The following is a 23,354-nucleotide window of genomic DNA, read 5'->3' as shown; positions in this document are numbered from 1 at the left end:
CACGGCACCTGGGAAATCGAGTTGCTTAAGTAGTGACTGACACGGTTTTCTGCCGTTCCTTTTTTATGACCTTTGATCGCGTTATTGCCAAATCACTGGTTGAATGCGAAATAAATGCTAAGAAACGCTATACGGACAGGCTAAAATGCGCGCCCGGCTAACCGCTGATCCCTTTTCAATGCGCCCCACAAGGTTCGCTACGTGATCGAGTTTCAAAACGTCCATAAAACCTACCGCGTCGCCGGTAAGGATATTCCCGCGCTGTACCCCACCAGCCTGTGCGTCGAAAACGGCCAGGTGTTTGGCCTGATCGGCCACTCGGGTGCAGGTAAAAGCACGCTGCTGCGCCTGATCAACCGCCTGGAAGAACCCAGTGGCGGCCAGATCACGGTGGACGGCGAAGAAGTCACCGCCCTGGACGCCAACGGCCTGCGCCGTTTCCGCCAGCAGGTCGGGATGATCTTCCAGCACTTCAACCTGCTGGCGTCCAAGACCGTTGCCGACAACGTGGCCCTGCCACTGACCCTGGCCGGCGAATTGTCGCGCAAGGACATCGACCAACGCGTCGCCGAGCTACTCGCCCGCGTCGGCCTGTCGGACCACGCCAGGAAGTACCCGGCGCAGTTGTCCGGTGGCCAGAAGCAACGCGTCGGCATTGCCCGCGCCCTGGCGACCAAGCCGAAAATCCTGTTGTGCGACGAGGCCACCAGCGCCCTCGACCCGCAAACCACCGCCTCGGTCCTGCAACTGCTGGCCGAGATCAATCGCGAGTTGAAACTGACCATCGTGCTGATCACCCATGAAATGGATGTGATCCGCCGCGTATGCGACCAAGTCGCCGTGATGGATGCCGGCGTGATCGTCGAGCAAGGCTCGGTGGCCGACGTGTTCCTGCACCCCAAGCACCCGACCACCAAGCGCTTCGTGCAGGAAGCCGAGCAGGTCGATGAAGGCGAGCAGCGCGATGACTTCGCCCATGTACCGGGTCGCATCGTACGGCTGACGTTCCAGGGCGAAGCGACCTACGCGCCACTGCTGGGCACCGTCGCCCGGGAAACGGGGGTGGACTACAGCATCCTCGCCGGCCGCATCGACCGCATCAAAGACATCCCCTACGGGCAACTGACCCTTGCGGTCACCGGCGGTGACATGGAAGCGGCCTTTGCCCGCTTTACCGCCGCAGACGTCCACATGGAGGTGCTGCGCTGATGGACGTTTTCTTGAGTTTCTTCGCCAATATCGACTGGTCCGAAATCTGGCTCGCCACCGGCGACACCATGATCATGCTGTTCGGTTCGCTGTTCTTCACCGTGGTATTGGGCCTGCCTTTGGGCGTGCTGCTGTTCCTGACCAGCCCACGCCAGCTGTTCGAGCAAAAAGGCCTGTACGCGCTGCTGTCGCTGATCGTGAACATCCTGCGCTCGCTGCCGTTCATCATCCTGCTGATCGTGATGATCCCGTTCACTGTGCTGATCACCGGTACCTCCCTGGGCGTAGCGGGGGCGATCCCGCCGCTGGTCGTAGGGGCCACGCCATTCTTCGCGCGCCTGGTGGAAACCGCCTTGCGTGAAGTGGACCGCGGCATCATCGAGGCCACCCAGTCCATGGGCGCCAGCACCCGCCAGATCATCATCAACGCTCTGCTGCCCGAAGCACGCCCCGGCATCTTCGCGGCGATAACGGTGACGGCGATTACCCTCGTGTCCTACACGGCCATGGCCGGTGTTGTCGGCGCCGGCGGCCTGGGTGACCTGGCGATCCGGTTCGGTTACCAGCGCTTCCAGACCGACGTGATGGTGGTCACCGTGGTAATGCTGTTGATCCTGGTGCAAATTCTGCAAACCGTCGGCGACAAGCTGGTGGTGCACTTTTCTCGAAAATAACGGCCATTGCCGGTCAAAAGCCGGCACATGCCCGAACAAGGAGCTTGTTGGATGAAAAAACTACTGGTTGCTTTCGCCGCCGTTGCCGCGTTTTCCGCCCACGCCGCCGAGACCCTGAAAGTCGCTGCCTCGCCGGTGCCCCACGCGGAAATCCTGGAATTCGTGAAGCCTGCCCTCGCCAAAGAAGGCGTGGACCTGCAAGTCAAAGTCTTCACCGATTACGTACAGCCCAACGTCCAGGTAGCGGAAAAGCGCCTGGATGCGAACTTCTTCCAGCACCAGCCATACCTGGATGAATTCAACAAAGCCAAAGGCACTCACCTGGTGAGCGTCGGCGCTGTGCACCTGGAGCCTCTTGGCGCTTACTCCAGCAAGTACAAAAAACTGGAAGACCTGCCTGACGGCGCCAACGTGGTGATCCCGAACGACGCCACCAACGGTGGCCGCGCGCTGTTGCTACTGGCCAAGCACAACCTGATCACCCTGAAGGACCCGACCAATATCCTGTCGACCATCAAGGACATCACCGCAAACCCGAAAAACCTGAAATTCCGCGAACTGGAAGCCGCCACCCTGCCGCGCGTGCTGACCCAGGTCGACCTGGCGCTGATCAACACCAACTATGCGCTGGAAGCCAAGCTGGACCCGTCCAAGGACGCCCTGGTGATCGAAGGCAATGACTCGCCTTACGTGAACATCCTCGTGAGCCGCGAAGACAACCAGGATTCGGACGCGATGAAAAAGCTGATTGCAGCCCTGCACACCCCTGAGGTGAAGCAATTCATCCAAGAGAAGTACAAAGGCGCGATCCTGCCGGCGTTCTGATCCGACTCGGTCTCCAACACGCTGGAGATCAAAAAATGTGGGAGGGGGCTTGCCCCCGATTGCGGAGTATCAGTCGCTGCATGAGCTGACTGATCTGCCGCCATCGGGGCAAGCCCCCTCCCACATGTGTTGTGCATTGCCTGTTACTTGCGCTGCAACAGCCCCGGCAGTTGCGCCACCAGCTTCTGGTTGTTCAACGGCGCACGGATAAAGCCGCGCTGGGTACCATCCGGACCGATCAGCGCGAGGTTGCCGCTGTGGTCGACGGTGTAGTTGGGCTTGTTGGTGTCTGCCGGGATGAACGGGATGCTCACGGCATTCGAAACCTTCTGCACATCCTCTACGTTCGCACCGGTGAGGCCTTGGAATTGCGGGTCGAAGTAGCCCAGGTACTGCTTGAGCTGGGTCGGGGTGTCGCGGTTCGGGTCGACGCTGACCAGGATTACCTGCAACTTATCCACAGCCTCCTTAGGCAACTCGCTCTTGATCTGGCGCAGTTGGGCGAGGGTGGTCGGGCAGATGTCGGGGCAGAAGGTGTAGCCGAAGAACAGCAGGCTCCACTTGCCTTTCAACTCGTTGACCAGCACCGGCTGGCCTTCCTGGTTGGTCATGCTCACCGACGGCAGCTGGCGGCTTTGCGGCAGCAGGATGATACCGGCATCAATCAATGCCGTAGGGTCGCCCTGGCCCTTGCCCGAGAGCACTTTGTTAACGGTCAGGCCCATGATCAACGCGACGATGGCCACCAGGATAAAGACGGTTTTTTGAGTTCGAGTCATAGGTTCAACAGTAAGTAGTGGTCTACGAGCAGGGCGATAAACAGCAGGAACAGGTACCAGATAGAGTACTTGAAGGTGTTGATCGCCGCGTGCGGCTGAGCGCCACGGTACAGCACCCAGGCCCATTGCAGAAAGCGTCCGCCCAAAACCAGCGCACAGGCCAGGTAGAGCGGGCCGCTCATGTGGATCACATAGGGCATCAGGCTCACCGCCAACAGGGCGAAGGTATAGAGCAGGATATGCACCTTGGTGTAGTGCTCGCCGTGAGTGACAGGCAGCATCGGGATATCGGCCTTGGCGTATTCCTCCTTGCGGTGAATGGCCAGGGCCCAGAAGTGCGGCGGCGTCCAGGCGAAGATGATCAGCACCAGCAACAAGGGCTCGGCGCTGACATGGCCGGTAACGGCGACCCAACCCAACAGCGGTGGCGCGGCACCGGCCAGGCCTCCGATAACAATATTTTGTGGCGTCGCCCGCTTGAGAAAACCGGTGTAGACCACCGCGTAACCGAGCAGCGAAGCCAGCGTCAGCCATGCCGCCAGAGGGTTGGTAAACGCCAGCAACAAGGCCAATCCTGCAACGGCTAGAAACAAAGCAAAGGCCAGCGCCGCCACCGGCGACACACGTCCCTCCGCCAACGGCCGCTTATGGGTGCGAGCCATCACTGCATCAATCCGTCGGTCCACCACATGGTTCACCGCCGCCGCACCACCGGCACACAGGGCTATTCCCAGGTTGCCGAAAATCAGCACCGCCCACGGCACACCGGCGCGGGTCGCGAGGAACATGCCGACCAGGGAGGTGATGAGCATCAGCACCACCACTTTCGGCTTGGTCAGCTCCAGGTAATCGCGCCAGATCGCCTGGCTGTGGCGCGCGCCGATCAAGGTCGCCATGGCATCTCTCCTTTAAGGGTGATGAGGCCCGATACGTGTTTGCGCGGGCTGAAGCGCCAGCCGAACGGCAACTGGTGACGCACCCGGACCAGACTGGTGCGGGCGTGGTAATTGACCAGCACCAGGGTCAATAACAGCGCCGCACCGCCGGCGTTATGGCCGACCGCAACCGGCAGTGGCAGGTGGAAATACACGTTGCTCAGGCCCAGGCTGATTTGTACCGCCAGGGCAATCAACAGCAGGCCCGCGAGCCGCGTCATACCCACCGCACGCAGCTGCCAGGCCAGCCCCGCAAGCACCAGGGTGACCAGCACCGCACCGATGCGGTGGGTCAGGTGGATAGCGGTGCGCGCGTCGCTGTCGAGTTGGCCGCCAAGGTAATTGGGGCCGATGTGCTGGGTCAGGTGAAAGCCGTTGGCGAAGTCCGCCGCAGGCCACCACTGGCCATGGCAGGTGGGTAAATCGATGCAGGCCACCGCCGCGTAGTTGGAACTGACCCAGCCGCCCAAGGCGATCTGGCCGATCACCAGCACCAGGCCGGCCGTGGCCCAATATTGCAGGCGCCTGGGCACGATCAACGCGGGCAACACCCCAGACAAGCGCAGGGTCAGCAGAAACAGCAGGCTCAAGGTCGCAAAGCCGCCCAACAAATGCCCCGTCACCACCTGGGGCCACAGCTTCAAGGTCACCGTCCACATGCCAAACGCGGCCTGGGCGAACACCACCATCAACAGAAACAACGGCAGTTTCACTGGCTGGCCCGGATCACGCCGATGGCTCCACGAACGCGCCGCCAACAGCACAATCAACAGGCCCAGGGTGCCGGCGAAATAGCGATGGGTCATCTCCGCCCAGCCCTTGTCAGCCTCCACGGGCGTATCGGGAAAATGCAATTCGGCATGGGCCAGCTGGGCCTCGCTTTGCGGCACGCTGATAAACCCGTAGCAGCCCGGCCAGTCCGGGCAACCGAGGCCGGCGTGGGTCAGGCGGGTGTAGGCGCCAAGCAGCACGACGATCAGCGCCAGCAGAGTGGCAAACAACGCGAGGCGAAATCCAGGTTTGGCCATGACGATGCCCTTATCCGATGTTCGACAGTTTCAACAGGTGGCGCAGGTCATTGAGCAAGTCCTTGCCCTTGACCTTGGCGTCGTAGCGCAGCACCAGGTTGCCGTGGGGGTCGACGATCCACAGTTGCGCAGCGCCCGGCGCGGCGGCGTTTTTGGTGAAGGTCGAGAGGTCCAGTGAGTAGCGCTGCAATTGCGGGTATTCGGCCTTGAGCTTGGTGTCATAGTCGGCAGCGACCGGTTGCGCACTGGCCAAGGCATGGCTGGCGCGTGAAGCGTCGCGCCCCAGGCCGATCTGCAACTGGCGCGCGAGGTACACCAGTTGCTGGCAATCGGCGGCGCAGGCGGCAGGCGCGGTGACCAGCAACTGCCAGCGCTGTTCATCGGCCTGCACGCCAATATCGGCGCGGGTCTGACCGTTACCGATCATTTCTCCGTGGTAGCTGCGACTGTCCGGCACCCAGAACTGCAGTTTGTACATGAAGGTGGCCAGCACCATCGGACCGATCACCATCAGCAGGATCAGCATCAACTGCCAGCGGCCTTTGCGCCGATCAGGTACCTCAGACATGTTGAGTGGATTCGTGGCCGTTCCCATGGGGCTTCTCCTTTGTGGTGTGCCATCCGAGGTAGAGGTAAAGAGCCAGTAGCGCCAGGGACATGGCGAACCACTGCACCGCGTAGGCCAGGTGTTTTTCCGGACCCATCGCCACGATGGGCCAGGTGGTTTCGTACGTGCCGGGGCCGGCTTCGGTGCGCAGTTCGTAGGCAAAACCGTTGCGGCCCAGCTCGGCCCACAGCGCGGCGGGGTGCAGCGCGGTCAACAGGCGCGGCCATTGCACGGTCGTGGGGTCCGCATGCAGCTGGAAGGTTTCGCCGGGCGCGACATACACCCAGGCGTCGAGATTCAAGGGCTGAGCGGGAGTAGTGAAGACGGGCGGGGTGCGCCGATCAGGCCACGGCAACCAGCCCCGATTGAGCAATAGCCACAGGCCGCTGGCTTGGTCATGAAAGGGTTGCAGCAACTCGACACCCGCCCTGCCGTCGCGCATGCGGTTATCCAGCAATACGCTGTGCTCGGCATCGAACTGGCCGCGCAGATGCACGCGACGAAAGGCCGGGTCCGCCATATCCCCGAGTTGCACACTGCTGATCGGCTCAGCGGCGCGGCGTTCGGCATAGCTGTCCACCAGCAACTGCTTCTCATGGCCGCGCGACAGCTGCCAGACGCCCAAGCCCACCATCAAAGGCAGCAGAATCACCACCACCACGGTCGGTGCGATACCTGGACGAAAGCGTTTCATGGCGCTGGCTATACTTGTTTTCATTGCCCGCCCATCCCCTTGATGCCCACCAACGCCAGGAACCAGACCATGCTCAAAGCAGCCATTGCCCTGATGCTGATCGCGACCGTCGTGAGCCTGTTCAGTGGCCTGTTCTTCCTGGTCAAGGACGAGGGCAACTCCAACCGCCTCGTCACGGCCTTGACCGTGCGTGTGGTACTGGCCGTGATCACCGTGGCGTTGATCGCCTGGGGATTTTTCAGCGGCCAGCTGGTATCTCATGCGCCCTGGTAAGTCGCCTCACAGCACGTAGACGAAGAAAAACAGCCCGATCCACACCACATCCACGAAGTGCCAATACCAACTGGCCGCCTCGAAACCGAACTGATGCTCGGCATTGAAATGCCCGCGCAGGATGCGCATCAGCATCACAAACAAAATGATGGTGCCGATAGTCACGTGGGCACCGTGGAAGCCCGTGAGCATAAAGAACGTCGCGCCGTACACCCCCGAACCCAAGGTCAGGCCCAGCTCTTTATAGGCGTGGATGTATTCCTCGGCCTGGAACCCGAGGAATGCCAGGCCCAGCAAGACGGTGATCGCCAGCCAGATCTTCAGCGCGCCGCGATGCCCCTTGCGCAAGGCGTGGTGGGCAATGGTGATGGTCACGCTGGAACTCACCAGCAGGATGGTGTTGACCAACGGCAAGCCCCACGGGCTGATGGTGCCCTCCGGCGCGGGATAAAGTTTCGGGTCCGGGTTGTTGAGCAACGGCCAGGCAAACTCGAAGTTCGGCCACAGCATGTGCGCAATACCTTTGGGGCCTTCGCCGGCCAACGCGGGGCCGGACAAGTGGCGCACGTAGAACAGCGCACCGAAGAACGCGATAAAGAACATCACCTCGGAAAAAATGAACCAGGTCATGCCCCAGCGAAACGAGCGGTCCATCTGGGCGCTGTACAAACCGGCGCGGCTTTCCTTGATCACCGCCCCGAACCAGCCAAACAGCATGTAGGCCAGCAACAGCCCTCCGACGAAAAAGATCCACGGCCCGTGGGATTCCGGGCGTGCCGCCTTCAGGTCGTTGAACCACACGGCCAGGCCATACACGGTGACCAGCATGCCAATCGTGGCAATTATCGGCCATTTGCTTTGCGCTGGTACGTAGTACGTATCATGAGTCGACATGTATTCGCTCTCCTGATTGAGCGGGCAAACAGTAGCTAGCCGCCGGTACGGACAGCCACGGGCGGTTGGCGCGCAGTGATATCAAACAGCGTGTACGCCAGGGTCAAATGCTTCACATCCTTGGGCATGTCACGGTCGACAATAAAACGCACCGGCATCTCGATGCGCTGGCCTGGCTGCAGCACTTGCTGGGTGAAGCAAAAGCATTCGGTCTTGTGGAAATACATGGCCGCTTCGGCGGGGGAAATGCTCGGCACCGCCTGGGCGGTCATCGGCTTGTCAGTAGGGTTGTAGGCCACGAACAGCATCTCGGTGACGGCACCGGGGTTGACCACCACCTCATCAGCCTTGGAATGAAACTCCCAGACCATGTCGATGGCATTGGTGGACAGGAACTGCACCCGTACCTGGCGCGTGAGGTCGACGACCTGCTCGCCTTCGTACTGCCCGGCCGTCTTGCCGTTGATGCCGAATGCCTTGCACATCACGTCGTAGATCGGCACCAGGGCAAAGCCGAAGGCGAACATCGCCACCACCAGGATCAGCAGGCGGGTAACCAGGCGCTTGAGAGGCACGGAGTCAGCCATGACCACCTCCGCTTACCCTGTTCATTTGACCTCCGGTGGCGTGGTGAAGGTGTGGTACGGCGCGGGCGAGGGCACGCTCCACTCCAGGCCTTCGGCGCCATCCCACGGCTTGGCCGGCGCGGGCGGGCCGCCACGGATGCACTTGATCACGATAAACAGGAAGAAGATCTGCGTGGCGCCAAACATGAACGCGCCAATCGACGAGACCATATTGAAGTCGGCGAACTGCAGGTTGTAGTCCGGTACCCGGCGCGGCATGCCGGCCAGCCCCACGAAGTGCATCGGGAAGAACGCCATGTTCATGCCCACGAAAGACAGCCAGAAATGCAGCTTGCCCAGGGTTTCGTCGTACATGTGGCCGGTCCATTTCGGCAGCCAGTAGTAGGCCGAGGCGAAGATGCCGAAGATCGCACCGGGCACCAGTACGTAATGGAAGTGCGCCACCACAAAGTAGGTGTCGTGGTACTGGAAGTCCGCCGGGGCAATCGCCAGCATCAATCCGGAGAAGCCGCCGATGGTGAACAGGATCACGAAGGCCACGGCAAACAGCATCGGCGTCTCGAAGGTCAGCGAGCCTTGCCACATGGTACTGACCCAGTTGAACACCTTCACGCCGGTGGGCACCGCAATCAGCAACGTGGCGTACATGAAGAACAACTCGCCGACCAACGGAATGCCCACCACGAACATATGGTGCGCCCACACGATAAACGAGAGGAACGCGATGCTCGCCGTGGCGTAGACCATCGACGTGTAGCCGAACAATGGCTTGCGCGAGAAGGTCGGGATAATCGAACTGACGGCGCCAAACGCCGGCAGGATCATGATGTACACCTCGGGGTGGCCGAAGAACCAGAACACATGCTGGAACAGCACCGGATCACCGCCACCGGCCGCACTGAAGAAGCTGGTACCGAAGTGGATGTCCATCAGCATCATGGTCACGCAGCCGGCCAGCACCGGCATCACCGCGATCAGCAGGAATGCGGTGATCAGCCAGGTCCAGACGAACAGCGGCATCTTCATCAGGGTCATGCCGGGCGCACGCAGGTTGAGGATGGTGGCAACCACGTTGATCGCACCCATGATCGAGCTGATGCCCATCAAGTGGATGGCGAAGATGAAGAACGTCACGCTTTCCGGCGCGTAGGTGGTGGAGAGCGGGGCGTAGAACGTCCAGCCGAAGTTCGGCCCGCCACCGGGCGTGAACAGGGTCGAGACCAGCAGCAGGAACGCCGCCGGCAGCAGCCAGAAGCTGAAGTTGTTCATGCGCGGCAAGGCCATGTCCGGCGCGCCGATCATCAGCGGAATCATCCAGTTGGCCAGGCCGACAAACGCCGGCATTACCGCACCGAACACCATGATCAGGCCGTGCATGGTGGTCATCTGGTTGAAAAACGCCGGCTCGACGATCTGCAGGCCAGGCTGGAACAGCTCGGCACGGATCACCATGGCGAACGAGCCGCCGAGCAGGAACATGGTGAACGCGAACCACAGGTACATCGTGCCGATGTCCTTATGGTTGGTGGTCAGCACCCAGCGCATCAAACCCTTGGCGGGGCCGTGGGCATGGTCACCGGCGTGGCCATGGTCATCGATCACAGCGCTCATGGCCGTTCTCCTGCAAGCGAGTGGGCGGGGCGGTTCGGGGCATACGCAATGAATGAAGTCATTTGCTTTCCGCCTGCTTGATGGCCAGCACGTCTTTAGGCGTGACCATGTCGCCTTTGTTGTTACCCCAGGCGTTGCGCTCGTAGGTCACCACGGCGGCGATATCCACTTCCGAGAGCTGCTTGCCGAAAGCCGCCATCGCCGTACCGGCCTTGCCGTGATAGACAAGATTCAGGTGGGCTTCCTTAGGCCCGGTGGCAATCTTCGAACCCTTGAGCGCCGGGAACATCGGTGGCAGGCCCTGGCCTTCGGCCTGGTGACAGGCCACGCAGGTGGTGTGGTAGACCTTGTCGCCACGGGCCACCAGCTCTTCCAGCGTCCACTCCTTGGAGGTCAGCTCCTTGAGCTTGGCGGCCTCTGCCTTGCGCTCGCCGAGCCAGGTGTCGTAGTCGGCCTTGGACTTGACCTCGACCACGATGGGCATGAAACCGTGGTCCTTGCCGCACAGTTCGGCGCACTGGCCACGGTAGATGCCGGGCTTCTCGACGCGGGTCCAGGCCTCGTTGACGAACCCCGGGATGGCGTCACGCTTGACCGCAAAGGCCGGCACCCACCAGGAGTGGATCACGTCGGCGGCGGTCACCAGGAAGCGCACCTTGGCGCCCACCGGCAGCACCAGCGGCTGGTCGACTTCCAGCAGGTAATGTTCGCCCTTGGTGGCCTGGTTATGGATCTGCTCGGCGGGCGTGGCCAGGTTGCTGAAGAACTCCACGTCCTGGCCCAGGTATTTGTAATGCCACTTCCACTGATAGCCGGTGACCTGGATATCGATATCCGACTCGGTACTGTCGTAGATATTGATCAAGGTCTTGGTCGCCGGAATGGCCATCGCGACCAGGATCAGCAAGGGCACCACGGTCCAGAGGATTTCCACGGTGGTGCTTTCGTGGAATTTGGCCGCGACCTGGCCCGTAGAGCGGCGATGAAGGATCATCGACCAGAACATCGCGCCAAAAACGACAATGCCGATCACTACACAGATCCAGAAAATGGTCATGTGCAGGTCGAACACAGCGTGACTGACTTCAGTTGCCCCTGGCGCCATATTCGTTGTCCAGGCGGCGTGCGCCTGGCCGAATACCGACCACAACAGGAGGCCCATCCAAACATGTGGATGTCGCGTCATTGCGGGTTCCCCTTATCGTTCTTGTTATCCCGCCGGTTTGCACCTGCGTCGAAGGGAGCGGCTTCCATACTGCTTACAACCGCTTAGCCTTACCTGCTTATGCAGTCTGGCGTCATCAGCTAATCGCGTACAAACCCGAGTATAGACACGCTCTGCAACCCCGCAATGTGTAGGGGCAAATGAGCAAAAATGAGTGGCCAGGCCTAATAAAACCGGGTGCGGAATCGTTTATCCGACCAACGATGGCAATTCGATATAACGCCTGTGCATAACCATGAAATAATTATGACAAATGCGTCTTAGGCGCTCGTATAAACGAGCTACTTTATGCTGTCCCTATTCCTACGCCTGCTTCACTGGAGCCTTCATGAACACCGCCGCATTGCGCGAGCAGATTTCCCGTGCCCATCAACACGAATCCAGCACTGGCCAGTTGGCCAAGCAGCTGGAAGAGCAATTGCCGCACCTGCATTCGGCCATTTCCCTGGCTGATGGCGATCGCAACATTGTCATGACCCGCTTCGTCACGGCCTACATCGATCTGGTACCGGACCTGCTGGACGCCGCCAACGACGTGGCCCGCGAGGCCGGTATCGAAAGCCAGATCAAGCCAGTGCTGAAAATCGCCGAGCATTTCTTCCTGCAGCCCCCCGCCATCCTGGCCGGCCATGAAGGGCTCGACGGTCTGCTGGACGAGGCTTACCTGGCCCATCGCCTGGTGGAAGAGGTCAACGATTTGTACATCAAACACTTTGGCCAGCCACTGATTCCGGCAGATACCACCGTGGCCAACGTGATTGCCCATCAGTTGATCGGCGAAGCATTCGCCAACCAGCTGGATGAAGCCGTTCATCATGCGGTGGATGAAATGCTCAACGAAGACAGCTTTGCACTGGAGTCTGTCGAAGCATATCGCGAACAGCTGAAAAGCCCGGCAACGGAAGCCGCGTGGAAGCGCTGGCCGTGCCTGTCCCGCCAGCTGGGGGTTGAATTGGCGCTGGACCAGCCAGCTTAAATCCTGAATTACACAGAGAACGAATGTGGGAGGGGCAGGCCCCCTCCCACATGTTGATCCCACTCCCTCAGCCGATTGAGGGCGCCGAGCCGATCCCTGTCGTCATCCTGACCCGGCCTTCGAGCCTGCGCTTCAACCCACGCGCTTCGATCACCAGCTTCGAGCCCTTGGCCGCATTCGCCCGGCCCCACTCCTCCAGCAACTCCAGGCAGGAATGGTCGATATAACTCAGGTTACTCAGCGGTACGTGCACAGTCGTGCCCGGAGGCACCGTCGCCAGCACCTGGGTCAACGCCGGCACTTTCAGGAAAGTCGCCGCACCGGTCAAACGCAGCTCCATTTCCCCCTCCAGGGGCAGGTCGATCAGACTGACTTTCAGGCGCGAGGCCTTGAGCGCCAGCTTGACCAGTGTGAGCCCGAAGCCCACCAGCACACCGGTCAGCAGGTCGGTGAAAATGATCGCCAACGCCGTGGCCGCGTAGGTAAACATCGGCATACGCCCATAACGACCGAGGGCCTTGAAGGCCTTGATGTCCACCAGCTTGATCCCGGTGTACACCAACACACCCGCCAGGCTTGCCACAGGAATGCTTTGCAGCACGCTCGACAGCAACAGTACGAACCCCAACAGCCATACGCCATGGAACATCGCTGACAACCGCGTGGTGGCACCGGCCTGCACGTTGGCCGAGCTGCGCACGATCACACCGGTCATCGGCAGGGCACCCACCAGGCCGCACAGCATGTTGCCCACACCCTGGGCGGATAATTCCTTATCGAAATCAGAACGCTGGCCACTGTGCATGCGGTCGACCGCTGCCGCAGAGAGCAGGGTTTCGGCACTGGCGATAAACGCCACCGCAAACGCAGCGATCAACAACTGAGGGTCAGCCAGGCTCAACAGGTCGCTGGGACGCAGCCAATCGATGGCGTCGGCGAGATTCTCCGGGACTTCCACACGCTTGACCTGCAACGCCAGCACCAGGCTGGCCACCGTTGCCAGGCCCACGCCCAACAGGGCTCCCGGCACGAAACGCAGGGTTTGCGGACGGAATTTATCCCACAGGTACATCACCAGCATCGTCGACAACCCGAGCAATCCGGCCTGCCAACCCAGGCCGCCACCCAAGGTAGGAATCGCCTCCGCCAGCGCGGCGGGGAAGCCCGCCAGGTTATCCAGCCCTGAGGGCTTGGGCGCACCGTCGAGCATCACATGGATCTGCGATAGCACAATCAATACGCCGATCCCCGCCAGCATCCCGTACACCACCGCCGGCGCCGTGACGCGGAACCAGCAACCCAGGCGCAGGCGCCCGGCCACCAGTTGCAGGAAGCCGGCCAGCAGCAGGATCGGCCCGAGCATCAGCATCCCGTGCTGGCGCACCAGCTCGAACACCAAGACCGCCAGCCCCGCTGCCGGGCCGCTGACCTGCAGCGGCGAACCCGCCAGCCAGCCCACCACCAGGCCACCGATAATCCCGGTGATCAGGCCCTTGGCCGGCGGCATGCCGGACGCGATGGCGATCCCCATGCACAGGGGCAGGGCGACCAGAAACACAACCACGGAGGCGAGCAGCTCCCGTGGCAATACAGCTTTCAATTGAGCAGCACGCATGATGGCTCTCCCGAGGTATTCGCCGGGCGCGGCAAAGCCTGGCTGCATCCATGGCAGCCACCGCTTTACCCGGCAGGGAAGTGTTTAGAAGCGCGCTTTAGGCGTCGCGGAAGGAATCGGCCCTTCGCCGCTCAACGGTCGGAACGCCGACTGATCAGCATCGTAGGCTCGAATTTCACTGGTCTCGATGTTGTAGATCCAGCCGTGAATAAACAGCTGACCGTTGGCCATGCGCGACGCCACCGAAGGATGGGTACGCAAATGCTGCAGTTGGGCGATGACGTTTTCTTCGGTGAGCACTTTCATGCTCTCGCCTTCGTTGGCACAGTCGCAGTTGTCCTCGACCATGGACTTGGCGACTTCGGCGTGCCGCAGCCAGGCCCTTACCGTTGGCATCTTCTCCAGGCTGGCGGGGTTGAGGACCGCGCGCATGGCGCCACAATCGGAGTGCCCGCACACGATGATGTGCTGCACACCCAGGGCCAGTACCGCGTACTCGATGGCAGTGGAGACACCGCCGTTCATCTGCCCATAAGGCGGCACGACGTTACCGACGTTGCGGGTCACGAACAGGTCGCCGGGAGAGCTTTGGGTAATCAGCTCAGGCACGATGCGCGAGTCGGCGCAGGTAATGAACATCGCCCGTGGGCTCTGGGCCGTGGCGAGTTTCTTGAAGAGTTCTTCCTGCTGAGGGAAGACGTCGTGATGGAAATGCAAAAAGCCGTCAACGATATGTTTTAGCGCTGCATCGGCAGACTCTGCCACCTGAGGGGCTGAAGCCGACGCAGCCAACGGCTGTTTATCCTTGTCACTCATGATTCATCCTCTTGATTAATGCAGGGGAGTTTTCAGGTCAGTTCGACGCCAGGCCAGTGAAATAGTTGTAAAAGCCACAAACCAGGCTGCCGACTCATCAGTCACTCGCTGAACAAGGTAACCACCGAAACTTAACTCAAACTGAATGAACCGCTCTAGATCGCGGGTTTCAGTGATATCAAAACGCGACTATTCCTACAGGAACGGTGCATTCTGCCTTTTCAGTCTACAACAATGCCATCTGTCTGCCCGGTGGACAGAACGCCGTGCAATCCAGATTGAAGCCTTCTCTGCGATCGAGCCCCAGGCGTTTGATCGCCTTGCTGAAGCGCTGGGCCAGCAGGTAGGCGAACGGCCCCTCGCCCCGCATGCGGACGCCGAACCGACTGTCGTAGACCTCACCACCGCGCACCTGGCGCACCAGGCTCATGACATGGGCCGCACGCTGCGGGTAATGCGCCGCCAGCCACTCCTCGAACAGCGGCGCCACCTCCAGCGGCAGGCGCAACATCATGTACGCCGCACTCTGCGCACCGGCGGCATGGGCTTCGGTGAGCAGGCTTTCCAACTCGCTGTCGTTGATCATCGGGATCATCGGCGAGCACAGCACGCCCACCGGGATGCCCGCCCCGCGCATCACCCGTATGGCCCGCAACCGCGCCTTGGGCGCGGCGGTGCGCGGCTCCAGGATGCGCTTGAGCTCATCATCCAGGCTGGTGAGGCTGATCATCACCGCCACAAGGCGTTGCCTGGCCAGCTCCGCCAGCAGGTCCAGGTCGCGCAGGATCAACGAGCCCTTGGTAATGATGGTGACCGGGTGCCGATAACGCAGCAGCACCTCGAGGGTTTGCCGGGTGATCCTGTACTCGCGCTCGATAGGCTGGTACGGGTCGGTGTTGGAACCCAGGTTGATCGGCGCACACACATAGCCCGGCTTCGACAACTGCTGCTCCAGCACGTCGGCCGCGTTGCTCTTGGCGATCAGCCTGGTTTCGAAATCCAGCCCCGGCGACATGTCCCAATAGGCATGGCTGGGCCGTGCATAGCAGTAAATGCAGCCATGTTCGCAGCCACGGTAAGGATTGATGGAGCGGTCGAACGGCAGGTCCGGCGAGTTGTTGCGGGTGATGATGGTCTTGGCCGTTTCGATGCGCACTTCGGTGCCCTGGGTCGGCGGCACTTCCTGGTACCAGCCGTCGTCCTCGGCCACGCTGACGGTGGGCGCAAAGCGGTTGTGCAGGTTGGTGGCCGTGCCCCGACCACGGGGCGGCAGCGGAGTAGACATGAAAGCGCCTCGACACTGTTTTTATATACAGTACCGAGGCGCGAGGTTCCTGACCAGTGCCGTCTGGCGGTCAGTGCTTTTGGGTGACCTGCCCCAGGTCATCGCCCGAGGTGGTGCGCATGTCGTTCTTGCGCAGGTCGGCCACGTCACTGGCTTTCACCGCGGCCCCCTGGTTACCCCAACTGCCACGGATGAAGCTGACCACATCCGCCACTTCCTGGTCCGACAGACGCCAGGCGAACGCCGGCATGGTAAAGGTCGACGGTGCCGTGTGAGTGGCCGGCAATGTGCCGCCGTTCAACACGATGTTGATCAACGACGTGGCGTCCGCAGTCTGCACCACCGGGTTGCCCGCCAACGCCGGGAACACCCGCGTGTAACCATGGCCGTCGGTACGGTGGCAGGCCGCGCAGTTGTCGATGTACACCGAGGCGCCGGGCTTACTGTCATCGCCCTTCCACAGCGCCTCGGCCACCTGCTTGTCATACTGGTGCGGCTGGTCCTGCGGGTCCACCGCCGGCAGGCTCTTGAGGTAACGGGCGATAGCGGTCAGGTCGTCCTGGGACATGTACTGCATGCTATGCACGACCACGTCGCTCATACCGCCAAACACCGCACTGCGATCACTGCGACCGGTCTTGAGGAATTGCACCAGCTGCGCCTCGCTCCAACTGCCGAGGCCGTCCTTGTGGTCACCGCGCAGGCTCTTGGCGATCCAGCCTTCCAGTGGCGCGCTGCCGGACAGGAAGGCCTTGCCGTCAGTCGCGCTCAGGGCTTTTTCCTGCATGGTCAGGGCGCGTGGTGTATGGCACGCGCCACAGTGGCCAAGGCCTTCCACCAGGTAGGCGCCACGGCTGATCACCGGGTCTGCGTCGGCCACGACAGGCTTATCCACCACCTCAGGGGCAAACATCCAGCGCCACGCCGCCAGCGGCCAACGCATGCTCAACGGCCACGGAATGTCGCTGTCCTTGTTCACCTGGGCGACCGGTTCCACGCCCTTCATGAAGTACGCATACAACGCCTGTATATCGCTTTCGCTGACACGCGCATAGGACGGGTAGGGCATCGCCGGGTAAAGCGTACTACCACTCTTGGCGACACCGTGACGCACGGCCTTGTCGAAGTCCTCGAAGCTGTAGTCGCCCAGGCCGGTCTTGTCCGGGGTGATGTTGGTGGAATAGATCACACCGATGGGGGTTTCCATCGGCAGGCCACCGGCGAACGGTTTGCCGCCCTTGGCGGTGTGGCAGGCCACGCAGTCGCCGGCGCGGGCCAGGTATTCGCCCTGCTTGATCAGGTCGGTTTCGGCGGCACTGATCGAGCAGCTGCTGAGCAGGGCAAACGTCGCGATAACAAATGCTTTCATGGTCATCGCTCCTTATGCCTGAACCAGCGGGCCGGGGTTTTTCAGGTATTGCTCGCGGATCGCCCGGGCCGACCAGTAGGTCAATGCCGCCACCAGGCCTGTAGGGTTGTAGCCCAAGCCCTGTGGGAAAGCAGATGCGCCGGGGACAAACACGTTGTGTACATCCCAGCACTGCAAGTAGCGGTTCAGCGCACTGGTCTTCGGGTCGGTCCCCATGATCGCGCCACCGTTGAGGTGGGTGGTCTGGTACGACGCGGTGTTGAAGTGCTCACCGACTTTTTTGCCCAGCACCGCAATCGCCTTGGGGTTCATCGCTTCGGCGACCTTGCCCATTTTCTCGACCATGAAGCGGTTCATCTTGATGTCGTTTTCCTGCCAGTCGAACGTCATGCGCAGCAGCGGCAGGCCGTAGGCATCGCGGTAGACCGGATCCAGATCCAGGTAGTTACCCCGGTAGGATTGATGGGCACCGTGAGCATCCATCGACACCTGGTGGGTGTAGTAATCGGCGGTGGCGCGCTTCCAGGCACTGCCCCAGGCCGGTGTGCCGGGCGGGTTGGACGTACCGGCAATCGGCCGGCTGCCGGCCTGGTTGACCCACATCGGCGAACCGCCCACAAAGCCATGGGGCCCGTGATCGAAGTTGTCGGCGTTGAAATCATCGATGGCCACGCCATTGCCGCCGGCACCGATAAAGTTGTTGGTATGGGTGTCCTTGTCGAAGAACGCCTTGATGGTGGCCATGTTCTGGTAGGCAAAGTTCCTGCCCACCACACCCTCATTGGTCATCGGGTCGTAAGGCTTGCCGATGCCCGACAGCAGCATCAACCGCACGTTGTGGAACTGGAACGCGCCGAGGATCACCAGGTCTGCCGGTTGTTCGCACTCTCGGCCCTGGGCGTCGATGTAGGTCACGCCGGTGGCCTTGCTCTTGGTGCTGTCCAGATTGACCTTGAGCACGTGGGAGTTGGGCCGCAGCTCGAAATTCGGCACCTGGCGCAGCGCCGGCAGGATGTTCACGTTCGGCGAGGCCTTGGAGTACATGTAGCACACGTAGCCGCTGCAAAAACCGCAGAAGTTGCACGGGCCCATCTGCGCGCCGTAGGGGTTGGTGTAAGGCCCGGAGGTATTGGCTGACGGCAGGTTGTAGGGCTTGTACCCGACGCTGGCGGCGGCTTTCTGAAACAGCTGTGCGGAGACTGTGTTCTTTTGCGCTTCCAACGGAAACGGGTTGGAACGGTCCGGCGCATAGGGGTTGCCGCCACGCCCTTCGCCCACCACCTGGCCTTTCACGGTCCAGGCCTGGCCTGAGGTACCGAAGACTTTTTCTGCATAGTCGAAAAACGGCTCCAGCTCTTCGTAGCTCACGCCGAAGTCCTGGATGGTCATGTCCTTGGGAATGAAATGCTTGCCGTAGCGCTCTTCGTAATGGCTGCGCATGCGCAGTTCAATCGGATCGACACGGAAATGCACGCCCGACCAGTGCAAGCCCGCACCGCCCACGCCGTTACCCGGCAAAAACGCGCCGAGCTGACGGTTAGGCAAGGCAACGTCATTCACGCTATGGCGAATCGTCACTGTCTCCTTGGAGATGTCCTGGAAGAGTTTTTTACGCACGCTGTAGGTCAGTTCGTCGATGACCTGGGGATAGTTGCCGTCCGGGTAAGTGTCCTGCATCGGGCCGCGCTCCAGCGCTACCACGTTCAGTCCGGCTTCCGTCAGCTCCTTGGCCATGATCGCGCCGGTCCAGCCGAAGCCGACAATCACCGCATCCACTTTCTTCATGATGGTCGCCACGTTTATGCCCTCTCGCCGCGAATGGATACTGCCGGGAAGGGGTACTGCTCGTTGCGTTCCACCCAGTCCATGAAATCGGCGCGGGCGCCGGGGAAGCCGATCATGGTCCAGCCGACCATGCCTTTGTTGCCACCATGGATCGGGTCGCAGAAGAAGCCTTCCTTGGTGTTTTGCAGCAGCAGGTTGAAGAACATCTTCGGCGGCACCGCGTCAAAATGTGCCGTAACCTCACTGCCGCCCGCCTCCAGGCGCCGCAACATATCGTCTCGGGTAGCGCTGTCTTGCGCAGCAAAAACTTTGCCGTTGAACGCCTTCGACCAGGCATCCGTCGCGGCAATACCCAGGCGATAGATGTCCTTGGGCACCAATTTGCTCTGCCAGCCCATCTCCGGCGGCGCATCGGCATTAAACGGGCCTTGCATGAACCACAGGGCACCGCTGGCGTAAGGCGTGTTCATCTGCCGGTCGATGTACTCCGGCGCGCCAGCTTCCAGGGCGCCGGGGCCTTGGGCATCGGCCGGGATCAAACGCTCGACGGCAGCGTTGATAAACGCCCATTCCTCGGCAGTGAAATAGCTTGGCTCGTAGGCTTTCTCGCTGGCTACAGGCTTAGCCGGCGCGGCCTCGACCGGCGCAGGCGTAGCCATCAGCATCGAACCGCCAAGACCGGTGCTGGCAACCGTGACCACCGGGATCAAGGTCAAGGATTTGCGTAGAAAGTCACGCCGGGGGTTGTCTTGATCTTGATCAGACATGGTGGCACCTCATCATGTGGTCACGGGGTTATCAGCCGCTTCTAGGTAGTGGCTTGGCGTTGTCGGGCGGCGAACTGGATCCAGGTGATCCAGGGAGATAGAGCGCAGCGCGCAAACAATAGTTACAAATGATAGCAGCCTAAGCATCGAGAGAATCGCTTCAGCGACTAAAGATTGAGGATTCACGATTCTTTGACGCACACCTCACACCTCCTTGACCCGCCGTGACCGACTCTGGGCGCCATCAACCACTCCCTATAGGGTGACGTCGCCCATGTACAAGCATCATTGGTTGCCGGCCCTGGGCCTGGCGTTCATGGCACTGTTCACCACAGCTTTTGCGCGGGCCGATGACGCTACGTCCCTTCGTTCTCCAGAATGGGCGCAGCCAGTGGGCGACCGCTACAACCTGCATCAAATGACGCCCACGCTCTATCGCAGCGCATTGCCGGATAGCAAGGCAGCGCCGTTGCTGGAACAGCTCAAGATCGGCACCGTGATCAACTTCCTGCCCGAGTCCGATAGCAACTGGCTGAAGGCGCCAGGCATCCGTCAGGTTCAGTTGAGTTATCGCACCAACCATGTGGATGACTCTGACGTGCTGGCGGCACTCAGGGCGATCAAGGAAGCGGAAGCTGACGGCCCGGTGCTGATGCATTGCAAGCACGGCTCTGACCGCACCGGCCTGATGGCGGCGATGTATCGCGTGGTGATCCAGGGATGGAGCAAGGAGGATGCGTTGAACGAGATGACCCTGGGCGGTTTCGGCACCAGTAACGGCTTCAAGGACGGCGTTCGCTACATGATGAGGGCCGATATCGACAAGTTACGCACAGCCTTGGCGAATGGCGATTGCAGCACCAGCGCCTTTGCCCTGTGCTCGATGAACAGCTGGCTGAACCCGGCGAGCAAGAATCAGGAGCCCGCCGAGGAAAAAACCGCACTGCTGGTTACCCCCTGAGACGCACTCCCAGGGGGTAGACGAATCAGTCTTTCTTCAGCTTCGGGTTAGGGAAAAACTGCACCGCCTGCACCTTCGGATCCGGCGCTTTCAACGCCGATGTATTGACCCGCGTGCCCAACTCCTTGGGCACCGACAGGCCTTGATCATTCAGCGTATCGGTATACCCGCAGGCCACGCACTCACGATGCGGCACGCTGTCCTCGGTCCACATCTTCAACTTGTCCGGCTCGCTGCACGCGGGGCAGACCGCCCCGGCGATAAATTGCTTTTTGGTAATCACAGGCCCTTCACTCATGCTGCTGCGTCCTCACTCAGGCCGCTGTGGCGCAAGAGTGCGTCAATCGACGGGGCACGTCCGCGGAAGTCGACGAACAGCACCATCGGCGCCTGGGAACCGCCGCGCGCCAGGATCGCCTCGCGGAAGGCACGGCCGGTCTCGGCATTGAGCACACCATCTTCTTCGAATTTGGAGAAGGCGTCCGCCGACAGCACTTCGGCCCATTTGTAGCTGTAGTAGCCCGCGGCATAACCGCCGGCGAAGATGTGCGCAAAGCTGTTGGGGAAGCGGTTGTAGGCTGGCGGACGCATCACCGACACCTCATCGCGCACACCTTCGAGCACCTGCGCCACGCTGCGGCCATCGCCATGGGTGGCATGCAACTCGAAGTCGAACAGCGAGAACTCCAACTGGCGCACCATCATCAGGCCGGACTGAAAGTTCTTCGCCGCGAGCATTTTTTCCAGCAGGTCCTGGGGCAGTGGCTCGCCGCTTTCATAGTGGCCGGAGATCAGCGCCAGGCCTTCCGGCTCCCAGCACCAGTTCTCCATGAACTGGCTTGGCAATTCCACCGCATCCCACGCCACGCCATTGATACCGGACACGCCGGCATGCTCGACGCGGGTCAGCAGGTGATGCAGGCCATGGCCGAATTCGTGGAACAGGGTGGTCACTTCATCGTGGGTCAGCAGGGCAGGTTTGCCGCTGTCGGCTGGGGTGAAGTTGCACACCAGGTTCGCCACCGGGCTTTGCAGCACGCCGTCGATGGTGCGACGACGGTCGCGCGCGCCGTCCATCCAGGCACCGCCACGCTTGTTGGCGCGGGCGTAGAGGTCGAAGAAGAAGCGCCCGACGTGCTGGCCGTTTTCCTTGATTTCAAACAGGCGAACATCCGGGTGCCAGGTGTCGAAGCCTTTTTGCTCGGCAATCTCGATGCCGTACAAACGCTGCACGATGGCGAACAGGCCGCCCAGCACCTTGTCGATCGGGAAGTAGGCGCGCAGGGCTTCCTGGGACACGCTATAGCGCTGCTCACGCAGCTTTTCGCCGTAGAAACCGCTGTCCCAGCTTTGCAGGTCGGCGCAGCCTTGTTCGGCGGCGTAGGCCTTGAGCTGTTGCAGGTCCTGGGCAGCGAACGGCTTGCTGCGCTTGGCCAGGTCACGCAGGAAGCCCAGCACCTGGTCGCTGGACTCGGCCATCTTGGTGGCCAGGCTCAGCTCGGAGAACGAGGCGTAACCCAGGAGCTTGGCCAGTTCCTGACGCAGGTCGAGGATCTGTTCCATCACTGGGCCGTTATCGTTCTGACCGGCATTCGGGCCTTGGTCTGACGCACGGGTGCAGTAGGCCGCGTAGATTTCTTCGCGCAGGGCGCGGTCTTGGGCGTAGGTCATGACCGCGTAGTAACTCGGAAACTCCAGGGTGATCAGCCAACCGTCGAGTCCTTTGGCCTGCGCGGCAGCGGCCATCTGCGCCTTGGCCGAATCGGTCAGGCCGGCGAGGGTGGCTTCCTCGGTGACGTGCTTGGTCCACGCCTGGGTGGCGTCCAGCAGTTGGTTGGAGAATTTGCTGCCCAGTTCGGAAAGCTTGCTCTGCACCTCGGCGTAACGTTTTTGCTGCTCAGGCGGCAGATCGATACCCGAGAGGCGGAAGTCGCGCAGGGAATGTTCGAGGATGGTTTTTTGCGCCACGTCGAAACCGGCGGCTTCCGGGCTGTTGGCCAGGGCTTCGAAGGCTTGGAACAGCGCGCGGTTCTGGCCCATCTCGGTGGAGTAGGCGCTCAACGCCGGCAGGCACGCCTCATAGGCTTCGCGCAGCTCGGCGCTGTTGCACACGGCGTTGAGGTGACTGACCGGGCTCCAGGCGGCGCCCAGGCGATCATTCAATTCGTCCATGGCCAGCACCAGGCCGGCCCATGTCGGATTTTTACCCTGGCTTTGCAGGATGCCTTCGATGGCAACACGGTTGTCGGCGAGGATCTGTTCGATGGCCGGTTGCACGTGCTCGGCACGGATCGCCGAGAACGGCGGCAGGTCGTAGGACTGCAGAAGAGGGTTGTTCGCGCTCACGGTTGGCACCTTGGCTGAAGAAACATGTAAGAACAAAGATGGGGCCATCTTAATTACAATCAACGCCCACCGCAGCTATCAGCACATAAGAGA

At 61.2% G+C, this 23,354-nt stretch carries 23 protein-coding genes; 6 read left to right on the top strand and 17 right to left on the bottom strand.

Going from position 1 to position 23,354, the window contains the following annotated elements:
* The first annotated feature begins 201 nt into the window (after nucleotides 1–201).
* From FX984_RS19630 to FX984_RS19620, 3 genes are read left to right on the top strand one after another with little or no spacing between them, the layout of a single operon-like run.
* Nucleotides 202–1,209, top strand: coding sequence for a methionine ABC transporter ATP-binding protein (locus FX984_RS19630; RefSeq protein WP_146476872.1), 1,008 nt, complete (start codon nucleotides 202–204; stop codon nucleotides 1,207–1,209).
* Nucleotides 1,209–1,883 carry a methionine ABC transporter permease gene (locus FX984_RS19625; protein WP_098480654.1) on the top strand — a complete coding sequence of 225 codons (675 nt, stop codon included), beginning with the start codon at nucleotides 1,209–1,211 and terminating at the stop codon, nucleotides 1,881–1,883. Before FX984_RS19630 ends, FX984_RS19625 begins: the two co-directional genes overlap by 1 nt.
* A 51-nt stretch (nucleotides 1,884–1,934) precedes the next feature.
* A complete protein-coding gene (locus tag FX984_RS19620; RefSeq protein WP_027608041.1) occupies nucleotides 1,935–2,708 on the top strand; it encodes a MetQ/NlpA family ABC transporter substrate-binding protein in 774 nt (257 codons plus the stop codon).
* Nucleotides 2,709–2,851: 143 nt separating this feature from the next.
* Here the strand turns inward: FX984_RS19620 and FX984_RS19615 are convergent, their stop codons facing one another.
* The 5 genes from FX984_RS19615 to FX984_RS19595 are packed head-to-tail and all read right to left on the bottom strand — an operon-like array spanning nucleotide 2,852 to nucleotide 6,775.
* Nucleotides 2,852–3,487: an SCO family protein gene (locus FX984_RS19615; protein WP_027608042.1), complete on the bottom strand. Its 636-nt coding sequence runs from the start codon at nucleotides 3,485–3,487 to the stop codon at nucleotides 2,852–2,854.
* Nucleotides 3,484–4,383, bottom strand: a complete 900-nt coding sequence (gene cyoE, locus FX984_RS19610) for a heme o synthase (RefSeq protein WP_027608043.1) — start codon at nucleotides 4,381–4,383, stop codon at nucleotides 3,484–3,486. The genes FX984_RS19615 and cyoE overlap by 4 nt, the downstream gene beginning before the upstream one ends.
* On the bottom strand, nucleotides 4,371–5,450 hold the full coding sequence (locus tag FX984_RS19605) for a COX15/CtaA family protein (protein ID WP_092356034.1): 1,080 nt from the start codon (nucleotides 5,448–5,450) through the stop codon (nucleotides 4,371–4,373). The genes cyoE and FX984_RS19605 overlap by 13 nt, the downstream gene beginning before the upstream one ends.
* Before the next feature lie 10 nt (nucleotides 5,451–5,460).
* Nucleotides 5,461–6,045: a hypothetical protein gene (locus tag FX984_RS19600; RefSeq protein WP_027608045.1), complete on the bottom strand. Its 585-nt coding sequence runs from the start codon at nucleotides 6,043–6,045 to the stop codon at nucleotides 5,461–5,463.
* Nucleotides 6,011–6,775 carry an SURF1 family protein gene (locus FX984_RS19595; protein WP_146476873.1) on the bottom strand — a complete coding sequence of 255 codons (765 nt, stop codon included), beginning with the start codon at nucleotides 6,773–6,775 and terminating at the stop codon, nucleotides 6,011–6,013. The genes FX984_RS19600 and FX984_RS19595 overlap by 35 nt, the downstream gene beginning before the upstream one ends.
* Nucleotides 6,776–6,820: 45 nt before the next feature.
* Between FX984_RS19595 and FX984_RS19590 the strand changes: the two genes are divergently transcribed.
* Nucleotides 6,821–7,024 carry a twin transmembrane helix small protein gene (locus tag FX984_RS19590; RefSeq protein ID WP_016978774.1) on the top strand — a complete coding sequence of 68 codons (204 nt, stop codon included), beginning with the start codon at nucleotides 6,821–6,823 and terminating at the stop codon, nucleotides 7,022–7,024.
* A gap of 6 nt (nucleotides 7,025–7,030) precedes the next feature.
* Here FX984_RS19590 and FX984_RS19585 read toward each other — a convergent pair whose 3' ends face one another.
* From FX984_RS19585 to coxB, 4 genes are read right to left on the bottom strand one after another with little or no spacing between them, the layout of a single operon-like run.
* Nucleotides 7,031–7,918: a cytochrome c oxidase subunit 3 gene (locus FX984_RS19585; RefSeq protein ID WP_027608047.1), complete on the bottom strand. Its 888-nt coding sequence runs from the start codon at nucleotides 7,916–7,918 to the stop codon at nucleotides 7,031–7,033.
* Nucleotides 7,919–7,953: 35 nt separating this feature from the next.
* Nucleotides 7,954–8,505 (bottom strand): cytochrome c oxidase assembly protein, encoded by a 552-nt coding sequence (locus FX984_RS19580; RefSeq protein ID WP_065926844.1) that lies wholly within the window; start codon nucleotides 8,503–8,505, stop codon nucleotides 7,954–7,956.
* A gap of 21 nt (nucleotides 8,506–8,526) precedes the next feature.
* Nucleotides 8,527–10,116, bottom strand: coding sequence for a cytochrome c oxidase subunit I (gene ctaD, locus FX984_RS19575; protein ID WP_024072609.1), 1,590 nt, complete (start codon nucleotides 10,114–10,116; stop codon nucleotides 8,527–8,529).
* 58 nt (nucleotides 10,117–10,174) lie between these two features.
* Entirely contained in the window at nucleotides 10,175–11,302 is a 1,128-nt protein-coding gene (gene coxB, locus FX984_RS19570; RefSeq protein WP_092356028.1) for a cytochrome c oxidase subunit II, read from the bottom strand.
* Nucleotides 11,303–11,669: 367 nt separating this feature from the next.
* Here coxB and FX984_RS19565 point away from each other — a divergent pair, with 367 nt between their 5' ends.
* Nucleotides 11,670–12,317, top strand: coding sequence for a hypothetical protein (locus tag FX984_RS19565; RefSeq protein ID WP_027608050.1), 648 nt, complete (start codon nucleotides 11,670–11,672; stop codon nucleotides 12,315–12,317).
* Between the two features lie 67 nt (nucleotides 12,318–12,384).
* On the opposite strand, the gene FX984_RS19560 is transcribed toward FX984_RS19565, so the two are convergent.
* The 6 genes from FX984_RS19560 to FX984_RS19535 all read right to left on the bottom strand — a co-directional run bounded on the left by FX984_RS19560 (nucleotide 12,385) and on the right by FX984_RS19535 (nucleotide 19,954).
* Nucleotides 12,385–13,932: a SulP family inorganic anion transporter gene (locus FX984_RS19560; RefSeq protein ID WP_146476874.1), complete on the bottom strand. Its 1,548-nt coding sequence runs from the start codon at nucleotides 13,930–13,932 to the stop codon at nucleotides 12,385–12,387.
* An 84-nt stretch (nucleotides 13,933–14,016) separates the two neighbouring features.
* Nucleotides 14,017–14,748, bottom strand: a complete 732-nt coding sequence (locus FX984_RS19555; RefSeq protein ID WP_027608119.1) for a carbonic anhydrase — start codon at nucleotides 14,746–14,748, stop codon at nucleotides 14,017–14,019.
* 226 nt (nucleotides 14,749–14,974) lie between these two features.
* Nucleotides 14,975–16,033, bottom strand: coding sequence for a PA0069 family radical SAM protein (locus FX984_RS19550; protein WP_108573555.1), 1,059 nt, complete (start codon nucleotides 16,031–16,033; stop codon nucleotides 14,975–14,977).
* Between the two features lie 70 nt (nucleotides 16,034–16,103).
* Nucleotides 16,104–17,402 carry a cytochrome c gene (locus FX984_RS19545; protein ID WP_108573553.1) on the bottom strand — a complete coding sequence of 433 codons (1,299 nt, stop codon included), beginning with the start codon at nucleotides 17,400–17,402 and terminating at the stop codon, nucleotides 16,104–16,106.
* A 12-nt stretch (nucleotides 17,403–17,414) separates the two neighbouring features.
* On the bottom strand, nucleotides 17,415–19,199 hold the full coding sequence (locus FX984_RS19540) for a GMC family oxidoreductase (protein WP_065946460.1): 1,785 nt from the start codon (nucleotides 19,197–19,199) through the stop codon (nucleotides 17,415–17,417).
* A gap of 2 nt (nucleotides 19,200–19,201) precedes the next feature.
* Nucleotides 19,202–19,954: a gluconate 2-dehydrogenase subunit 3 family protein gene (locus tag FX984_RS19535; RefSeq protein ID WP_141605196.1), complete on the bottom strand. Its 753-nt coding sequence runs from the start codon at nucleotides 19,952–19,954 to the stop codon at nucleotides 19,202–19,204.
* Nucleotides 19,955–20,228: 274 nt separating this feature from the next.
* Here FX984_RS19535 and FX984_RS19530 point away from each other — a divergent pair, with 274 nt between their 5' ends.
* Nucleotides 20,229–20,915, top strand: coding sequence for a phosphatase domain-containing protein (locus FX984_RS19530; protein ID WP_146476875.1), 687 nt, complete (start codon nucleotides 20,229–20,231; stop codon nucleotides 20,913–20,915).
* 25 nt (nucleotides 20,916–20,940) lie between these two features.
* On the opposite strand, the gene FX984_RS19525 is transcribed toward FX984_RS19530, so the two are convergent.
* Both FX984_RS19525 and prlC read right to left on the bottom strand, forming a co-directional pair.
* Nucleotides 20,941–21,213, bottom strand: a complete 273-nt coding sequence (locus FX984_RS19525) for a YheV family putative zinc ribbon protein (protein WP_027608125.1) — start codon at nucleotides 21,211–21,213, stop codon at nucleotides 20,941–20,943.
* Complete coding sequence (prlC, locus tag FX984_RS19520; protein WP_186511884.1) at nucleotides 21,210–23,309, bottom strand: oligopeptidase A; 2,100 nt, start codon at nucleotides 23,307–23,309, stop codon at nucleotides 21,210–21,212. The genes FX984_RS19525 and prlC overlap by 4 nt, the downstream gene beginning before the upstream one ends.
* Nucleotides 23,310–23,354 lie beyond the last annotated feature (45 nt).

This window comes from Pseudomonas marginalis (genome assembly GCF_008692035.1).
GTDB classification, from domain to species: domain Bacteria; phylum Pseudomonadota; class Gammaproteobacteria; order Pseudomonadales; family Pseudomonadaceae; genus Aquipseudomonas; species Aquipseudomonas marginalis.
This window is presented reverse-complemented; position numbering and strand designations above follow the sequence as displayed.